Source organism: Streptococcus oralis (assembly GCF_023109195.1).
In the GTDB taxonomy this organism is placed as follows: domain Bacteria; phylum Bacillota; class Bacilli; order Lactobacillales; family Streptococcaceae; genus Streptococcus; species Streptococcus oralis_BV.
This window is the reverse complement of sequence record NZ_JALDUB010000001.1, coordinates 1,041,398-1,063,704: the sequence shown is the minus strand read 5'-3', so window position 1 is coordinate 1,063,704 and position 22,307 is coordinate 1,041,398. Positions and strand designations below refer to the sequence as shown.

16 protein-coding genes are annotated in these 22,307 nt (G+C 41.7%); 8 read left to right on the top strand and 8 right to left on the bottom strand.

The window, feature by feature from the left end:
- Positions 1–3 precede the first annotated feature (3 nt).
- From cysS to dtd, 6 genes are all read left to right on the top strand, one after another.
- Positions 4–1,347 (top strand): cysteine--tRNA ligase, encoded by a 1,344-nt coding sequence (gene cysS, locus M1F65_RS05160; protein WP_247925593.1) that lies wholly within the window; start codon positions 4–6, stop codon positions 1,345–1,347.
- Complete coding sequence (locus tag M1F65_RS05155) at positions 1,340–1,726, top strand: Mini-ribonuclease 3 (protein WP_198464902.1); 387 nt, start codon at positions 1,340–1,342, stop codon at positions 1,724–1,726. The genes cysS and M1F65_RS05155 overlap by 8 nt, the downstream gene beginning before the upstream one ends.
- 3 nt (positions 1,727–1,729) lie before the next feature.
- Positions 1,730–2,599, top strand: a complete 870-nt coding sequence (locus M1F65_RS05150; RefSeq protein ID WP_247925592.1) for a helix-turn-helix domain-containing protein — start codon at positions 1,730–1,732, stop codon at positions 2,597–2,599.
- A gap of 113 nt (positions 2,600–2,712) precedes the next feature.
- The gene (locus tag M1F65_RS05145; protein WP_000229944.1) at positions 2,713–3,843 is read left to right on the top strand and encodes an ABC transporter ATP-binding protein; all 1,131 of its coding nucleotides are present in this window, start codon (positions 2,713–2,715) and stop codon (positions 3,841–3,843) included.
- A 138-nt stretch (positions 3,844–3,981) separates the two neighbouring features.
- Positions 3,982–6,198 carry a RelA/SpoT family protein gene (locus M1F65_RS05140; protein WP_247925591.1) on the top strand — a complete coding sequence of 739 codons (2,217 nt, stop codon included), beginning with the start codon at positions 3,982–3,984 and terminating at the stop codon, positions 6,196–6,198.
- A gap of 29 nt (positions 6,199–6,227) precedes the next feature.
- The gene (dtd, locus tag M1F65_RS05135) at positions 6,228–6,671 is read left to right on the top strand and encodes a D-aminoacyl-tRNA deacylase (RefSeq protein WP_070657777.1); all 444 of its coding nucleotides are present in this window, start codon (positions 6,228–6,230) and stop codon (positions 6,669–6,671) included.
- 31 nt (positions 6,672–6,702) lie between these two features.
- Here dtd and M1F65_RS05130 read toward each other — a convergent pair whose 3' ends face one another.
- The 6 genes from M1F65_RS05130 to M1F65_RS05105 all read right to left on the bottom strand — a co-directional run bounded on the left by M1F65_RS05130 (position 6,703) and on the right by M1F65_RS05105 (position 11,093).
- Entirely contained in the window at positions 6,703–7,116 is a 414-nt protein-coding gene (locus M1F65_RS05130; protein ID WP_049479094.1) for a hypothetical protein, read from the bottom strand.
- Between the two features lie 107 nt (positions 7,117–7,223).
- Positions 7,224–7,874, bottom strand: a complete 651-nt coding sequence (locus M1F65_RS05125; protein WP_247925590.1) for a metal-dependent transcriptional regulator — start codon at positions 7,872–7,874, stop codon at positions 7,224–7,226.
- Positions 7,875–7,957: 83 nt separating this feature from the next.
- Positions 7,958–8,452 carry a thiol peroxidase gene (gene tpx / locus M1F65_RS05120; RefSeq protein ID WP_049520902.1) on the bottom strand — a complete coding sequence of 165 codons (495 nt, stop codon included), beginning with the start codon at positions 8,450–8,452 and terminating at the stop codon, positions 7,958–7,960.
- 115 nt (positions 8,453–8,567) lie between these two features.
- The gene (locus M1F65_RS05115) at positions 8,568–9,500 is read right to left on the bottom strand and encodes a metal ABC transporter substrate-binding protein (protein ID WP_000733063.1); all 933 of its coding nucleotides are present in this window, start codon (positions 9,498–9,500) and stop codon (positions 8,568–8,570) included.
- A 25-nt stretch (positions 9,501–9,525) separates the two neighbouring features.
- On the bottom strand, positions 9,526–10,374 hold the full coding sequence (locus tag M1F65_RS05110; protein ID WP_000634601.1) for a metal ABC transporter permease: 849 nt from the start codon (positions 10,372–10,374) through the stop codon (positions 9,526–9,528).
- Positions 10,371–11,093, bottom strand: coding sequence for a metal ABC transporter ATP-binding protein (locus tag M1F65_RS05105; protein WP_000619158.1), 723 nt, complete (start codon positions 11,091–11,093; stop codon positions 10,371–10,373). The genes M1F65_RS05110 and M1F65_RS05105 overlap by 4 nt, the downstream gene beginning before the upstream one ends.
- Before the next feature lie 179 nt (positions 11,094–11,272).
- On the opposite strand from M1F65_RS05105, the gene M1F65_RS05100 reads away from it, so the two are divergent.
- Entirely contained in the window at positions 11,273–13,165 is a 1,893-nt protein-coding gene (locus tag M1F65_RS05100) for a M13 family metallopeptidase (protein ID WP_216728849.1), read from the top strand.
- Positions 13,166–13,203: 38 nt separating this feature from the next.
- On the opposite strand, the gene M1F65_RS05095 is transcribed toward M1F65_RS05100, so the two are convergent.
- Entirely contained in the window at positions 13,204–13,833 is a 630-nt protein-coding gene (locus M1F65_RS05095; RefSeq protein ID WP_247925589.1) for an MBL fold metallo-hydrolase, read from the bottom strand.
- Positions 13,834–13,934: 101 nt separating this feature from the next.
- Positions 13,935–15,128 (bottom strand): ferredoxin reductase family protein, encoded by a 1,194-nt coding sequence (locus tag M1F65_RS05090; RefSeq protein ID WP_247925588.1) that lies wholly within the window; start codon positions 15,126–15,128, stop codon positions 13,935–13,937.
- Positions 15,129–15,762: 634 nt separating this feature from the next.
- Between M1F65_RS05090 and M1F65_RS05085 the strand changes: the two genes are divergently transcribed.
- The coding region (locus M1F65_RS05085; RefSeq protein WP_247925587.1) for a YSIRK signal domain/LPXTG anchor domain surface protein at positions 15,763–22,307 on the top strand (6,545 nt) is incomplete at its 3' end.

Sequence of the window (22,307 nt, the reverse complement as noted above, 5' to 3'; positions counted from 1 at the left end):
CGCATGATTAAAATTTATGACACCATGTCTCGTGATTTGCGAGAATTTGTACCTATTGAGGACGGTAAGGTAAAGATGTATGTCTGTGGGCCAACAGTTTATAACTATATCCACGTGGGGAATGCCCGCTCGACAGTATCCTTTGATACCATTCGTCGTTATTTTGAGTACCGTGGTTTTGAGGTCAATTATATTTCCAATTTTACGGATGTGGATGATAAGATTATCAACCGTGCCAAGGAAGAAGGCATCACGCCTCAAGAGGTTGCGGACAAGTATATTGCTGCCTTTCGTGAGGATGTGACAGCTTTGGGCGTGAAACCTGCGACTCGCCATCCGCGTGTAGTAGAGTTTATGTCTGACATCATTCGTTTTGTGGAAGACTTGATTGAAAAAGGTTATGCTTACGAGAGTCAAGGAGATGTTTACTTCCGTGTGGAAAAATCTCATAACTATGCCAAGTTAGCCAATAAAACCTTGGAAGATTTGGAGCTGGGTGCTTCAGGCCGTACCGATGAAGAAACGGCTCGTAAGGAGAATCCTGTGGACTTTGCCCTCTGGAAAGCTGCCAAGCCAGGCGAGATTTCTTGGGATAGTCCTTGGGGACCTGGTCGTCCGGGCTGGCATATCGAGTGTTCGGTCATGTCGACAGAGATTTTAGGCGATACCATTGATATCCACGGTGGTGGAGCTGATTTGGAGTTTCCTCACCATACCAACGAAATTGCCCAGTCAGAAGCCAAAACTGGCAAGACCTTTGCTAACTACTGGATGCATAATGGCTTTGTCAATATCGACAATGTCAAGATGTCTAAGTCCTTGGGCAACTTTATTACCGTGCATGATGCTCTTAAGACCATTGATGGGCAAGTACTTCGTTTCTTCTTTGCAACTCAACACTACCGTAAACCAATCAACTTTACCGAAAAAGCAGTGCGGGATGCAGAGACTAATCTCAAGTATCTGAAGAACACTTATGAGCAACCATTTACTAGAACTGTAGATGCAGGGGAGTTGCAGGCTTTTAAAGATAAGTTTGTGGCGGCTATGGATGAGGACTTTAACTCTGCCAACGGTATCACAGTAGTCTTTGAAATGGCCAAGTGGATTAACTCAGGAAACTATGATGCAACGGTTAAGGAAGCTCTTGCGGCTATGTTAGAGGTCTTTGGAATTGTCTTTGTCGAGGAAGTTTTAGAAGTAGAGATTGAAGCCTTAATTCAAAAACGTCAAGAAGCGCGTGCCAATCGTGACTTTGCGACAGCAGACCAAATCCGTGACCAACTAGCTGCTCAAGGGATTAAACTACTGGATACAAAAGATGGAGTGAGGTGGACTCGTGATTGATGTCAATCTCATTAACGGGATTGCGCTTGCCTTCGAAGGAGATGCGGTTTATTCCATGTATATCCGTCGCCATCTCATCCTTAAAGGCATGACCAAACCCAACAAACTCCACCAAGAGGCGACTAAGTATGTGTCAGCCAAGGCTCAAGCTCACTTGATTGCCCTCATGTTGGAAGAGCAAGTCTTGACGGAAAAAGAAGAAGAAATCTATAAACGGGGACGTAACACCAATAGCCACACAAAGGCTAAAAATGCAGATGTCGTGACTTATCGTATGTCCACGGGATTTGAAGCGGTCATGGGCTATCTCCATCTGACTGAAAATCTGGAGCGTCTAGAGACCATAATTTCTTGGTGCATCCAAAAAGTGGAGGGCTAGAATATGATTGCAAAGGAATTACAGGACTGGTTTCCTGAAGCTCAGATTTCAGATCAGCCGATTGAGAAACCAGGCTATCTTACTCTCCCTTTAGCTTCTCAGCAGTGGATTTTACTGGAGGAAGCTGGGCTCAGCGAACGTGAAAAGCAGTTAATTGCCCTTTTAACCCAGCAGGAGCAGGCTCGTTCGCTCAATCCTTGGTATCCCTATCTGATCGAGGGGAAGGGGCAGGCACCGCAAACATTTAAAAAAATTCAGCTGGTTTATTGCCATCTGTCTTATTACCAACAGGAAAATCTAGCTTCTTGGCTGGATATGATGCGGACTCTTTTTCCCAACTGCCAGACAGTGCTACAGGTCGGGGCTCAGGATTATGTTTTTGTCCTCCAGCAAGATAAATACAGCTCTGTCCGCTCAATCTTATCTGATACGATTGAAGCGGTTGAGTATGACTTTGGCCTTCGTCTGTCTATCATGTTGGGGCAGGTGTGGTCTCAGATAGGCTATCAAGCCCTATCAGACTTAATCAAAGCGGAGCGGGATTTGTTTAAGACATGGTGGCGTCAAGGTCATCAAGGTGTACACACCTTTTCACAACTCTATCTTTGGAGTATGGGAGAAAGGATTGTGGACCTGAGAGTCATTAAAGAATGTCTGCACCAGATGATTTTGGATCAGGATCAGATTCAGGAAATTATCCTTTCTCTCTGGGAAAATAGTGCTGTCCTAACTAAAACAGCCCAGCAACTCTATCTACATCGCAATTCTCTCCAATACAAGATTGACAAATGGGAAGAATTGACAGGACTTCAGTTGAAGGAGTTAACGGATCTTACCTTGTGTTATCAGTTGATTTTACCAGATATTCTTTAAAGTTTTGTGCAAGTTGCACAGAACTTTTTTATTTTTTTGGTCACCTTGCCATAGAAATGTAAAACGTTTTCATCTATAATAAAACTATCAAAAGACAAAAGGAGTTTACCTCGATGGTAGAATTAAATCTTAAAAACATTTACAAAAAATATCCAAACAGCGAACACTACTCAGTTGAAGACTTCAACTTGGACATCAAAGACAAAGAATTTATCGTTTTCGTAGGTCCTTCAGGATGTGGTAAATCAACAACTCTTCGTATGATTGCTGGTCTTGAAGATATCACAGAAGGTACTGCATCTATCGATGGCGTGGTTGTCAACGACGTAGCTCCAAAAGACCGTGACATCGCCATGGTATTCCAAAACTACGCTCTTTACCCACACATGACTGTATATGACAACATGGCTTTCGGTTTGAAATTGCGTAAATACAGCAAGGAAGACATCGACAAACGTGTGCAAGAAGCAGCAGCAATCCTTGGCTTGAAAGAGTTCTTGGATCGTAAACCAGCTGACCTTTCAGGTGGTCAACGTCAACGTGTTGCCATGGGTCGTGCGATCGTCCGTGATGCAAAAGTGTTCTTGATGGACGAACCTTTGTCAAACTTGGATGCCAAACTTCGTGTATCTATGCGTGCTGAAATTGCGAAGATTCACCGTCGTATCGGAGCTACAACTATCTACGTAACCCACGACCAAACAGAAGCGATGACTCTTGCAGACCGTATCGTTATCATGTCAGCAACTAAGAACCCAGCTGGTACAGGTACTATCGGACGTGTTGAACAAATCGGTACTCCTCAAGAAGTTTACAAAAACCCAGTTAACAAGTTCGTTGCAGGATTTATCGGAAGCCCAGCTATGAACTTCATCAATGTGAAATTGGTTGGTAGCGAAATTGTTTCTGACGGTTTCCGCTTGAAAGTGCCAGAAGGTGCTTTGAAAGTTCTTCGTGACAAAGGCTACGAAGGAAAAGAATTGATCTTCGGTATCCGTCCAGAAGATGTGAATGCAGAACCTGCTTTCCTTGAAACATTCCCAGAGTCAGTTGTCAAAGCTACTATCTCCGTATCAGAATTGCTTGGTTCAGAATCTCACCTTTACTGCCAAGTTGGTAAAGACGAATTTGTTGCAAAAGTGGATGCTCGTGACTACTTGCAAACAGGTGCGACAGTTGAACTTGGATTTGACTTGAACAAAGCACACTTCTTCGACGTAGAAACTGAAAAAACAGTCTACTAAGCAAATGAAATGTCAAAACACTGCTAGAGAAATCTGGCAGTGTTTTTTTAATGATTGGTGTTGGCATAAAAACAGGCTTTTCTAGTTTTCATATCCTTAAAAAAGTGATAAAATGGTAGGAAGAATTGGAGAGTATAGATGCCGAAAGAAGTGAATTTGACGGGCGATCAGGTAGTCGCTTTAACGAGAGAATATTTAACAAAGGAAGACGTTGCTTTTGTACAAAAAGCATTGATTTACGCAGTTGACTGTCATAGTGGGCAGTTTCGGAAATCAGGTGAGCCCTATATTATTCATCCCATTCAGGTGGCAGGGATTTTAGCTAAACTCAAGCTAGATGCCGTGACGGTTGCCTGCGGTTTTTTGCATGATGTGGTTGAGGATACAGATGCGACACTGGATGATTTGGAGAGAGAGTTCGGTCATGATGTTCGGATTATCGTTGATGGGGTGACCAAGCTTGGTAAGGTTGAGTACAAATCACTCGAGGAACAATTGGCTGAAAATCACCGCAAGATGCTTATGGCCATGTCAGAGGATATCCGTGTTATCTTGGTTAAATTATCGGACCGTTTGCACAATATGCGGACTCTCAAACACCTTCGAAAGGATAAGCAAGAGCGTATCTCCAGAGAAACCATGGAAATTTATGCACCACTTGCTCATCGTCTAGGGATTTCCAGTGTCAAGTGGGAGTTGGAAGATCTATCTTTCCGTTATCTCAATCCAACTGAGTTTTACAAGATCACCCACATGATGAAGGAAAAACGCAGAGAACGTGAGGCTTTGGTCGATGAAGTTGTAACCAAGTTGGAAGAGTACGCTACAGAAAGAAATCTCAAAGGAAAAATCTATGGTCGTCCTAAGCATATCTATTCGATCTACCGCAAGATGCAGGATAAGAAGAAACGCTTTGAGGAAATTTATGACCTGATTGCCATTCGCTGTATCTTAGATACCCAGAGTGATGTCTATGCTATGCTGGGTTATGTGCATGAACTTTGGAAACCTATGCCAGGCCGCTTCAAAGACTATATCGCCAATCGTAAGGCCAATGGTTACCAGTCTATCCATACAACTGTTTATGGGCCAAAAGGGCCGATTGAGTTCCAGATTCGGACCAAGGAAATGCACGAAGTGGCTGAGTACGGGGTTGCGGCTCACTGGGCTTATAAGAAAGGCATTAAAGGGCAGGTCAACAGCAAGGAATCTGCTATTGGGATGAACTGGATCAAGGAGATGATGGAGCTCCAAGACCAGGCTGATGATGCCAAGGAATTTGTGGACTCTGTTAAAGAAAACTATCTGGCGGAGGAGATTTACGTCTTTACTCCAGATGGTGCGGTTCGCTCCCTTCCAAAAGATTCAGGACCGATTGACTTTGCCTATGAAATCCATACCAAAGTCGGTGAAAAAGCGACTGGTGCCAAGGTCAATGGCCGTATGGTTCCGCTGACAACCAAGCTCAAGACAGGGGATCAGGTTGAAATTATCACCAATCCCAACTCCTTTGGTTCGAGTCGTGACTGGCTCAACATGGTCAAGACCAGCAAGGCGCGCAACAAGATTCGTCAGTTCTTTAAAAATCAAGACAAGGAATTATCCGTTAACAAGGGCCGTGAGATGTTGATGGCCCAGTTCCAAGAAAACGGCTATGTAGCCAATAAATTCATGGACAAGCGCCATATGGATGAGGTTCTTCAAAAGACCAGCTACAAGACAGAGGAGGCTCTCTACGCAGCCATTGGTTTTGGAGAAATTGGCGCTATTACCGTCTTTAACCGCTTGACCGAAAAGGAACGTCGTGAGGAAGAACGCGCTAAGGCCAAGGCGGAGGCAGAAGAGCTTGTCAAAGGTGGCGAAGTTAAGGTCGAGAACAAAGAAACCATCAAGGTCAAGCATGAGGGTGGTGTGGTCATTGAAGGTGCTTCAGGCCTCCTCGTTCGTATTGCCAAGTGTTGCAATCCAGTGCCGGGTGACGACATTGTCGGCTACATTACTAAGGGACGCGGTGTAGCTATTCACCGTGTGGACTGTATGAACCTTCGCGCCCAAGAAAACTACGAGCAACGTCTCCTTGATGTGGAGTGGGAAGATCAATTCTCAAGCAAGGAATACACCGCCCACATCGATATCTATGGTCTCAACCGTACAGGGCTCTTAAATGATGTTCTGCAAGTTCTCTCCAACACAACTAAGAATATCTCAACCGTTAATGCTCAACCAACCAAGGATATGAAATTTGCTAATATCCATGTCTCCTTTGGTATTTCCAACCTCTCTACACTGACCACGGTCGTTGATAAGATTAAAAGTGTACCAGAGGTTTACTCCGTCAAACGGACCAACGGCTAATTGTCCTAGCTCTTACTAGAAAGGCTATTATGAAAATCATTATCCAACGGGTTAAAAAAGCTCAAGTCAGTATCGAAGGTCAGGTTCATGGAAAGATCAATCAGGGACTCTTATTGCTGGTCGGTGTTGGTCCAGAGGCCCAAGAGGAAGATTTGGACTATGCTGTGAGAAAGCTGGTCAACATGCGGATTTTTTCTGATGCGGAAGGGAAAATGAACCTATCTGTCAAGGATATTGAAGGAGAAATCCTTTCTATTTCCCAGTTTACCCTCTTTGCGGATACTAAGAAAGGCAATCGCCCCGCCTTTACAGGTGCAGCCAAGCCGGATATGGCAGCTGCCTTCTATGAGGCTTTCAACCAAAAGCTAGCTCAGGAAGTGCCTGTTCAGACAGGCATCTTTGGAGCGGATATGCAGGTGGAGCTGGTAAATGATGGGCCAGTTACCATCATTCTTGATACTAAAAATAGATAAGAAAACCAAGCCCGGCTGGCTTGGTTTTTGTTTATAGACACTCCCATAAAGAGGTATGTCGGTTGTAAAAGTCTGGATAGTTTTCTCTTAGGTGGCTAGCCGTTATATAGTATAAAGTAGAATGACAGGAAGTAAAGACTGGAGTAAGAGAGTAGAAATATTGAGGGCCAGTGATGGCTAAAAAGACAAATAATAGAAAATCGCTGATGAGCACTCCTAAATAGTAGAAGCGAATTTTTTTGTTCATCTGAGGATAAATCTCAGAGAAATGTTTTTTGAGTCGGAAGACCAAGCGAAATAGCAGTAGTCCTTGAGCAAGGATGAAAATGAAGCAAAAAATCAGGCCTCTCTCCAAAGAAAGTTCGTATCGGGGTCTGAAAGTTACCAACAGTAGCAAATCGCTGACTACAATGGCTGCAAAATGGATTCTAAAGAGTTTTTTCATAGGAAGACCTCCCTCTTTTATCTAGCTTCATTCTACACCAAACGAATGGGACTTACAAGCAAAATAATAAAAAATCCCTGAAAGGAATTTCTTTCAGGAATAAGGGGTTAGTTGATTTTTTCGACATAGAGTTGTTTGGCGATATCCATACTAACTTGGAGATCTTCACTTTTGTTGAGCAGTGTAAAGGTATTGGAAAAATTATCAAACTGCTTGACTTGGAGTTGGTCACCGATATGAATTGCGTGCTTTTCTAGATATTTGAGTAGTTCAAAGCTATCATGAACGCGAGTCAGGAGATAGGTTCCAGCTTCCTGGACGGCCGCTAGTGGCAGGTTATTGATTTCAACCAAGAGTTCTCCCTCGGCTGGTATGGTTCCACCGTGGGGACAGGTTTTAGGGAAGCCCAGTAGTTTATCCAGTCTCTTTACAAATAGGTCAGAGACAGTGTGCTCTAGGACCTCAGCTTCTTCGTGGATTTGATCGCTAGTATAGTCTAGATGGTGAACTAGAAAGACCTCAATCAACCGGTGTTTGCGATAGAGCTCAGAAACCAGTTTGAGGCCAATATCTGTCAATAGATAGCCATTCTCCTTATCCTTGAGGATGAGATTTTCACTTTTCATGCGTTTGATCATCTCTGTTACAGCAGGCGGAGAGACCTGCATACGGGCAGCAATCTCTTTGTTGGTGATTTTTTGCATGTCCGTACCGATTTCATAAATACATTTTAAATAATCTTCTTTATTTGGAGTCATTCGTTTCCTCTTGTTCATTCTCTCCATCTAGTATACCAAAAAAAGCTAGATTTCTCTAGCTTTCTGTCATAATGCTTGTGATTTTAGTCTAGTTCTTTAACTGCAGCAATAGCAGCTTCAAAGTCTGGTTCCGTGTTGATATTGTCAACGTATTCTACATAACGGATGACATTGTCAGTATCGAGAACAAAGACGGCACGTGCAAGGAAATGCCATTCGTTGATCAAGAGGGCATAATCGCGTCCGAAAGAATGGTCGAAGTAGTCTGAAAGCATGATAGCATTGTCAAGACCTTCAGCCCCACACCAGCGTCCTTGGGCAAATGGTAGGTCCATAGAAACAGTAAGAACGACGGTATTGTCGAGGTTAGCTAGTTCTTGGTTGAATCGACGTGTTTGCGTTGAGCAGATACCAGTATCGATAGAAGGGACAACACTCAAGACTTTTTTCTTTCCATCAAAGTCAGCTAGCGTTTTTTTAGAGAGATCGGTTGTCGTAAGAGAAAAGTCAAGTGCCTTGTCTCCGACTTGCAGTTGTTTACCTGTAAAAGTTACAGGATTTCCGAGAAAAGTGGTCATGAAACTACTCCATTCTTTTTTCTTTCATTTTACCGAGAATTATCAGATTTTTCCAATGATTTGACCGGAAAGTGTAAAAAAACGCCAATTCGGTGAGAATGACGTTTTTAATGGATTATTTTGACAAACCTTCAGCAATCTTGTCAAGGTTGTATTTCATCATGTTGTAGTAGCTGTCACCTTCTTTACCTTCTTCAGCGATTGAGTCAGTAAAGATTTGTGCGTAAATTGGGATATTTGTGTCTTGTGAAACAGTCTTCATTGGACGGTCATCGACACTTGATTCAACAAAGAGTGATGGAACTTTTGTTTGGCGAAGTTTTTCAACCAAGGTCTTGATTTGTTCAGGTGTTCCTTCTTCTTCTGTGTTGATTTCCCAGATGTAGGCACTTGGAACTTCGTAAGCTTTAGAGAAGTATTTGAAGCATCCTTCGCTGGTTACAATGAGTTTTTTCTCAGCAGGGATATTGTTAAATTTCTCTTTAGCTTCCTTGTCCAGTTTGTCTAGCTTTTCAGTATAGTCTTTGAGATTTTTTTCGTAGAATTCCTTGTTGCTAGGGTCTTTTGCAATCAACTGTTTAGCGATATTTTTAGCATAAATTATCCCATTTTCAAGGTTGAGCCAAGCGTGTGGGTCTTCTTTGCCTTTCTCGTTTTGACCTTCAAGGTAGATGATATCTACGCCGTCACTAACTGCATAGTAGTCTTTGTTTTCAGTTTTCTTGGCATTTTCGACCAATTTGGTAAACCAAGCATTGCCACCTGTTTCAAGGTTGATACCGTTATAGAAAATGAGGTCAGCCTCAGAAGTTTTCTTTACGTCTTCAGGAAGTGGTTCGTACTCGTGTGGGTCTTGACCAACAGGAACGATACTATGAAGATCAATCTTGTCACCAGCGATATTTTTAGTAATATCAGCAATGATAGAGTTAGTCGCTACAACCTTTAGTTTTTGGTTTGTAGATGCTGTATCTTTTTTCCCACTAGCACAGGCAGCTAATCCAATGATAGAAAGAAAAAGAACGAGCAATGTACCTAATTTTTTCATTAGATTCCTCCAGAAGGGTTTCCCCTTATTTATTGATTTTTTTATTTTTTAGTTTCAAGTATCGTTGCTTTGGAGAGATAAAGAAACTGATTAAAAAGAAGCTGGCAGATGTGAGCACGATGCTGGATCCTGCTGCGAGGTTGAAGCTATAGCCGATAAAGAGTCCCAAAACAGAAGCGGTTGCCCCTAGGGTTGATGAAAGAAAAATCATGCTCTTTAGGCTATTAGCATAAAGGTAAGCCGTCGCAGCTGGGGTGATCAACATGGCCACGATAAGAATCGTTCCAACACTTTGCATGGCAGTGACTGACACAAGGGTCAAGAGCACCATGAGTAGATAGTGATAGAAATTAACAGGCATTCCCATGGCTTTAGCCAAAAGCTCGTCAAAGGATGTAATCAATAGTTGTTTAAAGAAAATCCCGATAATCAAGAGAATCAATGCCCCCACACCAATGGTGATCCACATGTCCGTATCTTGGACAGCGAGGATATTCCCAAAAAGGATATGGAAGAGGTCTGTCGAACTCTTGGCAACACTAATCAAGATGACACCTAAGGCTAAGAAAGATGAAAAGGTAATACCAATGGCAGTGTCACTCTTGATGATAGAGTTCCCCTTGATGTAGGTAATGATGATGGAAGCCATCAAGCCAAAGATGATCGCTCCAATAAAGAAATCAATTCCCAGGATAAAGGAAAGGGCTACGCCGGGCAAAACTGCGTGAGAGATGGCATCCCCCATGAGAGACATTCCACGTAAGATGATAAAACATCCCACGGCTCCAGCAACCACCCCGATGACTATAGCTGTTATCAGGGCATTTTGTAGGAAATGGAAATGTTGCAATCCATCGATAAATTCTACTATCATAGGTCACCTCCATTAAAGAAGAGCTTACTACCATAAGCTTTTTTGAGATTGACTTCGGTAAAGGTTTCTTCAGTTGAACCAATAGCAACCAATTCTCGATTGAGAAGCATAACTTGGTCGAAATAATGAGGGACTTTGCTGAGGTCATGATGGACGATGAGAACTGTTTTACCAGCTTTTTTAAGGTCTCTCAGTGTATTCATGATAATCTCTTCACTGATCGAGTCAATCCCGACAAAAGGCTCATCTAAAAAGATGTAGTCAGCTTCCTGCACTAAGCAGCGGGCAATCAAAACACGTTGGAATTGTCCTCCAGAGAGCTGACTGATTTGGCGATCAGCATAGTCTGAGAGTCCAACGATTTCAAGTGCATCCGCCACTTTTTTCCAGTGGCTGGCCTTTAAAGTGTGGAAGAGCGGGATAGATGGATAGAGTCCCAGTGAGACACATTCCTTGACCTTGATAGGGAAATTGTAGTCGATATGGATTTTTTGCTCGACATAGGCAACTCGATGTAAAGATTTCTTGACTTCTTTGTCATCGAGAAAGGCCTGACCTTCGTGTGGGATAATTCCCAACATACTTTTTAATAAAGTTGATTTTCCAGCACCGTTTGGACCAATAATTCCGGTAATAGTTGGTCCGTGGAGCACTAGTGAAATATCCTTTAGTGCCAACGTTTCTTTGTAGGAGACACTGAGGTTTTCGATACGTATCATACAGTTATTTTCCTCCTGTCTTTTAATATACATTAAAAAAAAAATTAAGTCAAGTTAATTTTTAAAAAATTTAAAATAATAACTGAAAAATGAAGAAAAAAGAGAGACCATTTTTAATTGCATTCCCAAGTGTTTTTTGCTAAGCTAAGAATAAGTGAAAAAATGAAAGCGAGAACAAGATGACACGTTATCAAGACGATTTTTATGATGCAATCAATGGAGAATGGGAAAAAACAGCTGTTATTCCAGCTGATAAATCTCGAACAGGTGGCTTTATTGACCTTGATGAGGAAATTGAAGAGTTAATGCTGGCAACTACGGACAAGTGGTTGGAAGGCGAAGATGTTCCAGAGGACGCTATCCTCGCAAATTTTGTTAAGTACCATCGTATGGTACGTGATTTTGATAAGAGGGATGCAGATGGAATCAAGCCTGTCCTTCCTCTGCTCAAGGAATACCAAGATTTGGAGAGCTTTGCAGATTTTACCAGCAAACTGGCAGAGTTTGAACTAGCAGGTAAACCAAACTTCCTTCCATTTGGAGTATCACCAGACTTTATGGATGCCAGAACCAATGTTCTCTGGGCAAGTGCACCAGGAACTATCTTGCCAGATACAACCTACTATGCTGAAGACCATCCTCAACGTGAGGAGCTCTTGACGCTTTGGAAGGAAAGTAGCGCAAATCTTCTCAAAGCCTATGATTTTTCAGATGAGGAAATCGAAGACTTACTAGAGAAGAGATTGGAATTGGACCGTCGTATCGCAGCAGTGGTTCTTTCAAACGAAGAAAGTTCAGAATATGCCAAACTCTACCATCCATACGCTTATGAAGATTTCAAGAAATTTGCCCCTGCCCTACCTTTGGATGATTTCTTCCAAGCAGTTCTTGGACAAACTCCAGATAAGGTTATCGTAGATGAGGAACGTTTCTGGCAAGCAGCAGACCAATTTTATAGTGAAGAAGCGTGGCCTTTGCTTAAGGCAACCTTGATTTTGGCTGTGGTCAATCTTTCAACCAGCTATCTCACAGACGAGATTCGTGTCCTATCAGGTGCCTATGGACGTGCCCTTTCAGGTGTTCCAGAAGCTCAGGACAAGGTCAAGGCAGCCTATCACTTGGCCCAAGGTCCCTTTAAGCAAGCCCTTGGTCTCTGGTATGCGCATGAAAAATTCTCTCCGGAAGCTAAGGCAGACGTAGAGAAAAAAGTGGCGACTATGATCGATGTTTATAAGGAACGTTTGGCTAAGAATGACTGGCTCACTCCTGAAACGCGAGACAAGGCCATTGTCAAACTCAATGTCATCAAGCCTTATATCGGTTATCCAGAGGAATTACCAGAACGCTACAAGGACAAGGTAGTGGATGAAACTGCCAGTCTCTTTGAGAATGCCCTAGCCTTTGCGCGTGTGGAAATCAAGCACAGCTGGAGCAAGTGGAACCAGCCAGTTGACTACAAGGAGTGGGGTATGCCTGCTCACATGGTTAATGCCTACTACAATCCTCAGAAGAACTTGATTGTCTTCCCAGCTGCTATTTTACAGGCTCCATTCTATGACTTGCATCAGTCGTCTTCTGCCAACTACGGTGGTATTGGAGCGGTTATTGCCCATGAGATTTCTCATGCCTTTGATACAAATGGTGCTTCCTTTGATGAAAATGGTAGTCTCAAAGACTGGTGGACTGAGAATGACTATGCTGCCTTCAAAGAAAAGACTCAGAAGGTTATCGATCAATTTGATGACCAAGAATCTTACGGAGCAACGATCAACGGAAAACTAACTGTATCAGAAAATGTTGCTGACTTGGGAGGAATTGCTGCAGCCCTTGAAGCAGCCAAGAGAGAACCAGACTTCTCAGCTGAAGAATTCTTCCACAACTTTGCTCGTATCTGGCGTATGAAAGGCCGTCCTGAGTTGATGAAACTCATGGCCAGTGTCGATGTGCACGCGCCTGCCAAACTCCGTGTTAATGTCCAAGTACCAAACTTCGATGACTTCTTTACAACATACGATGTCAAAGAAGGCGATGGTATGTGGCGTTCACCAGAGGACCGTGTGATTATTTGGTAAGACAAAAACCAAGGAAATTTTCCTTGGTTTTTTGCTTGTTAGAAAAAGGGATTAAAGGTCTTTTCGTGAGCGATAGTCGTAGCTGGACCATGCCCAGGGTAGACATCGTAGTTAGGGAGGGTGAAGAGTTGCGTCTGAATGCTATGAAGGAGTTGTTCCGTGCTACCTGTAGGAAGGTCTGTCCGACCGATGGTTTCTCGGAAAAGAGCATCTCCGGTCAAGACAAGATGGGCATCAGGAAAAACCAGAGAAACACCTCCGATAGAATGGCCAGGTGTTGGCAATGCCGTAAAACGAAACTCTTCGATTTGGTATTCCTCATGAAAGACATAGGTGTGTTCAGCTGGTTTGCAGATGACATCTGCCATATCATCATGACGAGGGAGACCAGAGAGATTATCGACTGGAGTATAAAGCCAAGATGCTTCACTCTCTGCTACATAAACTGGAGGATTTCCAAAAGTCTCACGAACCAAGTCCAGACTCATAATATGGTCGTAGTGGGTGTGGGTCAGGAGAATCGCACAGACTGGTTTGTTGATTTTCTCGATAGTCTTGCGGATAGCTTCCCAATGACTACCTGGGTCAACCACAATCAGGTGTTGGTCCCCTTCTAGATAATAAGTATTTTCATAGGCAACGGGATTCACGGTTTTATGGATTTTCATACTGGCTCCAATCTCAAAGAATGTACTAAACTAAGTATAGCACAGAAGAGGGAAATAAAGTGAAAAGAAAGTCCCTCTTTTGTGTTAGAGGGACAATGATCTTATTTAAACTTGAAACCTTCGTAAATGAGTTTTGCTTTGGGATTCTTTTTCTTGATTTGCTTGGCAAGGGCCTTCATCATAGGAAGAGGTCCACACATATAAACAGTAGACTGGTCAGGGATTTCTTCTTGATCCAAAGTCAGGTATCCTTTTTCATTGCTATCGACCAGCTGAAGGTCAAAGTTAGCATTTTGACGGGCGTAGTCACGAAGTAGATCTAGGTAGACAGCATTTTCCTCCCCACGGAAACTATAGTAGAAGCGGACATTTCTGTCTAGGATAGGATGCTCCCGGATATAAGAGATGAAGGGTGTCATTCCAATTCCACCTGCAATCCAGATTTGCTGCTTTGGACCGTGTTCCATAGTCATATGCCCATAGGCGCGATCAACAGCAACCTTGCTACCGACTTGAAGATTGTCATAGATATTCTTGGTGTGGTCACCAGAGTTTTTTATCGTAAAATAAAGAGTTCGTCCTTTTCCTCCAGAGATGGAGAAAGGATGTGGAGCAGTCTCAAAACCTTTTTGGAAAATTTTTAGAAAGGCAAATTGCCCGTATTCGTAGGTGAAAGGATGGCTAAGTTCTATTTCAATTTCAGTCGTATCGTGGTTGAGGCGTTTGATTCCTACGATTTTTCCAAGATAGGTGAAACCGACCTTTTGATAAAGGAAAATAATATAAAAACCTGCAAGCAAGCCTAAAAGAGCATAGATTCCAAAGATAAGACCTAGGAAACTAAAGGAGAGGAGGCGATTTCCCATGATCATCAAAACATGAAAAAGGCCAAAGATATAGGCTAGATAAACCAATCGATGAATCCATCTCCAAGCTTCATACTGGATGTACTGTCCCAGATAGGCAACCAGAATGATACTGATAAAGATATAGATAGCGATATTTCCAAACTGGGCGGCTAAATGCGAACCCCAGAGACCGCCCATGCTAAAGTTGTGTAGGGTTAGTAGGAGAATGGATAGAAAAGCCGTGAATTTATGAGCTAGATACATCTTTTCAAGTCCGTTGAACCAAGCCTCAAGCAAGGGTAAACGGCTAGCTAGTATAAAAGTAAGTGAGAGGGTAGTGAGAGCTAAACCAGGGATTAGAAACTGACTAGCACCTGAACTGAGCCAAGCTAGGATAGTCAGAAGCATACTAAGTCCGATAAATAAAATACCTTTTAATGATTTCATAGTAGAAGTCCTTTCATGGATTTATCTTATATTAGATGTAATAAGATTTGTTACATTTTAACAAAAAAAGAATCTCTAGTCAAGGTTTAGATTCTAGGCCTCTAAGTCAAATCTTCATGATAATCTATAAATAATGGCTAAGAAATATACTGTTAAATTGGTGCACTTCATATAGAAAATTTTTTGTTATAACAATGTAAGACTTGGGAAAATTTAACTTCTACAAGACTCTAAAAAATAAATTGATACATCAAAGTGTATTTTATTTAATTATAAGATAAATGGTTCCTGGAATTTACACGCTGTAAACCTGCATGAATATTGGTTTTTTAAAGTATTTACCATTAAATTATTTTTGTATTTTTCTAAAATAAAATTATATAAATTGTTGAAAAAGATAGGGAAAAGTGTTAGTATGAATATGCATATTGAATACGAGGATATAATCCTTTTAGAATAATGAAATTTAAGGACCATTTTTTGAGTAGGGAAGAAATTTCGTTTTTTCTATATTTCAATATCGATATAATAAAAATAGGAAGGTTGTCTATCTTATGAAGAGTAAGCAACAGGATTTTAGAACGGAGAAGTACATTCGTTATGGCATTCGGAAGTACAAGGTGCAGATGCAACAGTGGCAACGACAACACCAGTAGCAACAAAGGAGTCGGAGTCAACTATAACGGCGGAGAAATCTGAAGCTAAGGCGTCAGAAAAAGTAGTAGAGACTAAAAAAGTTGATAAGACTGCTCTGACTAAAAAAGTAGTTGAGTTAGAAGCGAAGATTGCATCTGCAAAGAAAGCTGATGCAACAGCGATAGCTACTGCAAATGAAGTATTGACTGCGGCAAAGGCAGTTCTTGCAAACGAAACTGCAAAACAGGCTGATATCGATGCAGAGCATGCTAAAGTTGAAGCTTTGATTACAGTTGTAGTTGAGTCAGACGAAGCTGGGAAACAAGTTGAGGAAACAGCAGCAACTACAGCAGTCAAACCAGTGGCGACCACTGCTACAGAAAAAGCAGAAGAAACAAAAGAAGCAGAAGAAACTGTCAAACCAGTCCAAGAAGCTAAAAAAGTCTTAGAACAAGTTACCTCTGAAGCTGAGGTAACCAATGTTTTAGCAACTGAAGCAGTCCGGAAAAATAAGCTTGATGCTGAAAACAAAGCGGCAATTGAGGCGGCGATAGCTAATAATAAAGAAGTTATTGCGGAAGCTAAAAAAGTGTTAGCTACGGATAGCGTTACAGCTAAACAAGGCAATGAACAATTGTCACGTTTGAACGAGTCAATTCTTGCAGTATATAATGAGCTAAAAAAAGCAGGAATCGGAAAAGATGGAAACTTTGGAGTCGCTTTGGCTGCTCAAGATTTCTATGCTGAAGAGGGTTCTAACACAACTCATGCATCGGAAACAAACGCTGCAAATCATACTGGTAAAGATACCTATACAATTCCAGTACAAGAAATTAAATTAATTACGGGTACTGATGCTACAGGTCTAGAGATTGAAGTCTATTCTAATCAGCGGGTTGGTAATGATACCAATGCTGGAAATGGGATGCATACAGAACAAGGTGGAAAAACTGGTCATAACAACAAAGGACGTGTAGATTATCCATTAACCCCTGATGCTGCTAAAAAGTTAGCTGAAGAAGCACCACTTTGGAGAAATAAACTCCGTGCGGATGGGTCAAGAATTTCAAACGCTGCGACGTCAATATACTCTGCTAACGGTGGTTATGAATACCTAGCTACAGAAATTTATGGCTATGGGTATGAACAAGGAGTTGACAGAGTTTATATTAAAGGTTTGAAAGATCGTATTGCAGTTACAGAAAAAGCTAAGCAAGCTGGTTGGAGTCTTACCTCTGTAACACCAACTAACCTTGTACCAGGTGTTACTTATGATGAGGCGACAGATACCATTCAAGGTAAAGTAATTGCTGGTATTGAAAATGGAGTGTATGACTTACGATTCAATATTACTGCAACGAATACAGATGGGCGGACTGTCACCTTCCAAATTCAGAATCTACGTGCTGGTTGGGTAGGTTGGCAAGATAGCACACCTCCTACAATTCAGTCAGATTCAGCTCGTTATGATAGAACTGTTGGTGATGATGCGAATATCAATCTTCGTTTTCATGATTCTTCGGGAGCTAGTGCGATACCTGGCAATTCAGCAGGAAACTATGACTATACAACTGCTGAAGGTAAAGTAGTTAAAGTTCGTCAAAATTCTTCTAAAGCAGTCACAGGTGTCTCAGGCTACAACACTATAGGAGCAGAATTAGATGATTCTAAAGTGTTGATTCCTGGCACCAACTATACTGTAACAAACAGTACTGCTGAAGAGCAAAAAGCTGCTGGAACCAACATGGGTAATGCTGTCATTGGAGGTAAGGTGACAGAGGCAGGTATCTATACCGTTTCAGTATTTGCTAAAGATTATGATAAATTATCTAATAATACGACATGGAATCAGTCAGGTCAAGAGGCGCACGGTTCTATTACTGTAGTTGTTAAGCCTAAAGTTGAAGTTCAAAACGTTGAAACCTATTCAACAACAGTTCCTGTTAAAATCTCGAAAGGTGCTACAAGTGCTAAGGTTACAATGCCAGATGGAACTGTAACAAACTTGAAAGCCGTTAATGGTAAATGGCTTGTAGATAGTGGTTCAACCAATACAGCGGTTACTGAAAATCAAGAACTAGGTGCTGTAGATTCAAATACCGTCTTTAATATTCCAGTCACGTCAGAGGCAACTGCAAAAGTTGGTGTTGATAATATCAAAGTAGAAGCATCAGCTGAAAATGTTAAGGGAACTTTCTTACGTGATCGAGTTGAATTGAATGGAACTGATGGGCAAAAACACACTGCAGTTTTAAATAGTACATCTGGTCACTGGGAGCTTCCTGCTGACTATGCCGAAGTGAAAACAGCAAATGGAGATGGGACTACAACTTGGACGAAACGCCAAGTATACACTGAAACGAAACTAGATGGCGGTATGAAATTCTTCATTTACGAATATACTCGTCAACTTGATAAAGATGGAAATGTAACAAGTGTAACTACTCCTGATCGTCCAATGACGGAATATGTTTCTCAAAATACTAACCAAGCTGGCGATGGTATGTCAGTAACTATTACTTTTGACAAATATTCAAACACATGGACATCATCAGATGGAACAGAAGTTACTGCTAAAAAGTTGGGTGATGATTCATGGGAAGTTCATACTAAATCAGGTTTTGGTGGAATCATTAGAGGAACAATCGCAACTAACTCAGATGTTGCGACTGTTGTCAATACGAAACCAACTGCAAGCTCACAAGATTATACTTCTACTAAAGGAACTGCGGTAGATCTCCGTAATGAAGCAAAAGCTGCAGTGACAATCTCTGATGCAGAAGATACTAAGTACGGAAAAACAACTTACATTACTCGTATTACAGTAACATCTCCTTCAGGAGTTCAGAAGGTTTATGACACTAAACAAGATGCAAACAACTATAATCTTGCTAGTGGTTATACACTGAGTGAAGTGGGAGTCTATACAGTAACAGTTGAAGTTATTGATAGTAATGGCAATTACACAACAGATGCTACAATAGGTGGAACTGAATCTGGTGTGGATCATGGGGCTGGCTCATCAACCGCTACAACAACTTACCACATCACAGTAACAGACACGATTGAAGGTCATAATGTAACATCCACAGATGTTCAAGGAGCGACTCAAACAGGTACTCCAACCTTTACATCTGTTGGTGATGGCTCACCTGTGGCACCAAGTGCTACTTCACCTGCTAAGTTGGTAGATCCTACCACTGGTAAGTTAGTTGACCAAGTAACAATTGATGGTCAAGGAACATACACAATTAATAATGAAACTGGTGTTGTGACATTTGTTCCGTTGAAAACATTCACAGGTACAGCAACCCCAGTGACTGTATCATTAACAGCAACTCTTGGTCAAGATAAAGATGGACAACCTATTACCGCTACAGCGGCAGCAACATATACTCCAACTGTTACACCAGTTACTCCAACAGCAACTCCTGCAGAATCAACTGGTATCCAAGGCGCTACTCAAACAGGAACGGTAGCATTCAAAGAAGGACACTCTGTTGCTCCAATCAAGCCGAACTCAGCTGTTCTTCTTGATAAGAATGGTACTCCGGTAGCACCTGGAGCTTCAGTAGATGCTTTGGATGAGAATGGTAACAAAGTAGGGGAATATACAATTGACCCAACTTCAAATACTGTAACATTCAGTCCAACCGATAAGACTTACAAAGGTAAAGTCCAACCTGCAACAGTTCAGGCTGAAGATGAGAATGGTACAAAAGTTAAGACAACTTATACTCCACATATTGTAGGTGTTACTCCAACAGCAGAACCTGCTAAGTCAGTTGATGTCCAAGGAGCAACTCAAGAAAGTACAGTAACATTCAATGGTGGTACGACTACACTGGATGGTAAACAGGTGACTGTAGATATTGACCCAGCTACTTTCACTCTTTTAGATGAAACCGGAACTCCAGCAACATCTGTTCCAGCTAAAGACCCTAGTGGAAATGTTATTGGTACATATACTCTGAAAACAGTTGGTGGACAAGCCGTTGCAGTCTTTACCCCAACTGATAAGACTTATAGTGGTGAAGTTCAACCTGTGCGTGTACAGGCTAAAGATAAAAATGGTATTTCGGTTGAAACAACTTACACACCATTGATTACGCCAGTTACACCAACAGCAACTCCAGCAACTTCTGAAAATATTCAAGGAGCAACACAAACAGGCACTCCTACGTTTGTTCAAGGTGATGCAATTGCACCAATTAAACAAGGTTCAGTAAAACTTCTTGATAAAGAAGGAAATGAAGTTCCTGCAGGTCAGACAACTCCAGCTTATGCTGAAGATGGGACTACTGAAATTGGTACATTTTCTATTGATCCAACAACTGGAAAGGTAACCTTTAGTCCAACGGATAAATTGTATTCTGGTAAGGTTACTCCAGCAACTGTGCAAGCAGAAGATGAAAACGGAACTAAAGTGACGACAACTTACACGCCACAAATTATCCCAGTAAATCCTATTGGAGTTCCTGCGACTTCTGAAGATGTTCAAGGTGCAATTCAAACTGGAAAACCAGAATTCCAAGGTGGAACTGCAGTTGTCAATGGAAAAGAAGTTACTGTTGAGATGAATGACACTGTTCCAGCTAAATTGATTGATTCTAAAACTGGAAATGTTGTGGATTCTATCACTATTCCGGGTGAAGGTACTTATACTGTAGCACCGGACGGAACAGTAACCTTTGTTCCTGAAAAAACCTTTACAGGTCAAGCATCAGGCGTTGAAGTTTTACGTGAAGACAAGAATGGAACCCCCGTTACAGCAAGCTACACTCCAGTTGTTAAGGCAGCAATTCCAACAGCTACTGATGCTGTTACAGAAGACATTCAAGGTGCAACTCAAAAAGGAGTGCCTACATTCCTAGGTGGTAGGGTTACTGTTAATGGAGTGGAAAAAATTGTTCCTATTGATGAAACCAAGGGTCTTGAACTTATTGATCCAAAAACAGGAAAACCAACAGATCAACCAATTGTCATTCCAGGCGAAGGAACTTATACTGTAAATAATGGTATGGTAGAATTTAAGCCAGAACCACAATTTACTGGAAAAGGAACAGGCGTAGAAGTTCAACGTGTAGATGAGAATGGAACTCCTGTAAAAGCTAAATACACTCCAGTTGTTAAACCAGCAACTCCAACAAGTTCGGATGTTATTACAACAGATGTTCAGGGTGCAACTCAATCAGGAACACCAACATTTGAAGGTGGAAAAGTCAAAGTTAATGGTATTGAGAAAACTGTTGAAATTGATGAAACAGTCAAACCAACGTTTGATGATGGTACAACAGAGAAGACAATTCCAGGTGAAGGTACATATACTATTGATGAAGCTGGAAAAGTAACCTTTACTCCCGAGAAGACATTTACAGGTCAAGCAACAGGTGTGACTGTTAAGCGTGTTGATAAGAATGGAACCCCAATTACAGCTAAGTATACCCCAGTTGTTATCCCGGTTACACCTACTTCAAAAGATTCTGAATCAGAAGGTCCGAAAGGACAACCTCAATCAGGAACACCAACATTTGAAGGCGGAAAAGTAACAATCAATGGTAAAGAAATTCCGGTAGAAATTGATGAAACAGTTAAGCCGACCTTTGACGATGGTACAACAGAGAAGAAGGTACCAGGTGAGGGTACATATACTATTGATGAAGCTGGAAAAGTTACTTTCACACCAGAGCCAGAATTTGTAGGTCGAGCAACTGGAGTAACAGTTAAACGTGTTGATAAGAATGGAACCCCAATTACAGCTAAATACATCCCTACTGTACGTCCGAATACTTCATTTGTTGATACTAAAGGAAATATCCTAGCACCAAGTGAAGATGGTTCGCAACCTAAGAAAGATATTCCAGGATATAAAATTGTTGAAACTAAGGTTGATGAAAAAGGCAATGTGGTCCACGTTTATGAGAAGGTTAAGACCAGTCATAAGGATAAGGAAGGGAATGAAATTCCAGGTTATCCAACAGAAGACGGCGAACAACCTAAGAAAGATATTCCAGGATACCGCTTCGTAGAGACCAAGAAACTTCCAAATGGCGACACAGAGCACGTTTATGAGAAGGTTAAGACCAGTCATAAGGATAAGGAAGGGAATGAAATTCCAGGTTATCCAAGCGAAGACGGCGAACAACCGAAGAAAGATATTCCAGGATACCGCTTCGTAGAGACTAAGAAACTTCCAAACGGTGACACAGAACACGTTTATGAGAAGGTTAAGACCAGTCACAAGGATAAGGAAGGCAATGAAATTCCAGGTTATCCAACCGAAGACGGCGAACAACCTAAGAAAGATATTCCAGGTTACCGCTTCGTAGAGACTAAGAAACTTCCAAACGGCGACACAGAACACGTTTATGAGAAGGTTAAGACTAGTCATAAGGATAAGGAAGGGAATGAAATTCCAGGTTATCCAAGCGAAGATGGTGAACAACCGAAGAAGGATATTCCAGGTTACCGCTTCGTAGAGACTAAGAAACTTCCAAACGGTGACACAGAACACGTTTATGAGAAGGTTAAGACCAGTCACAA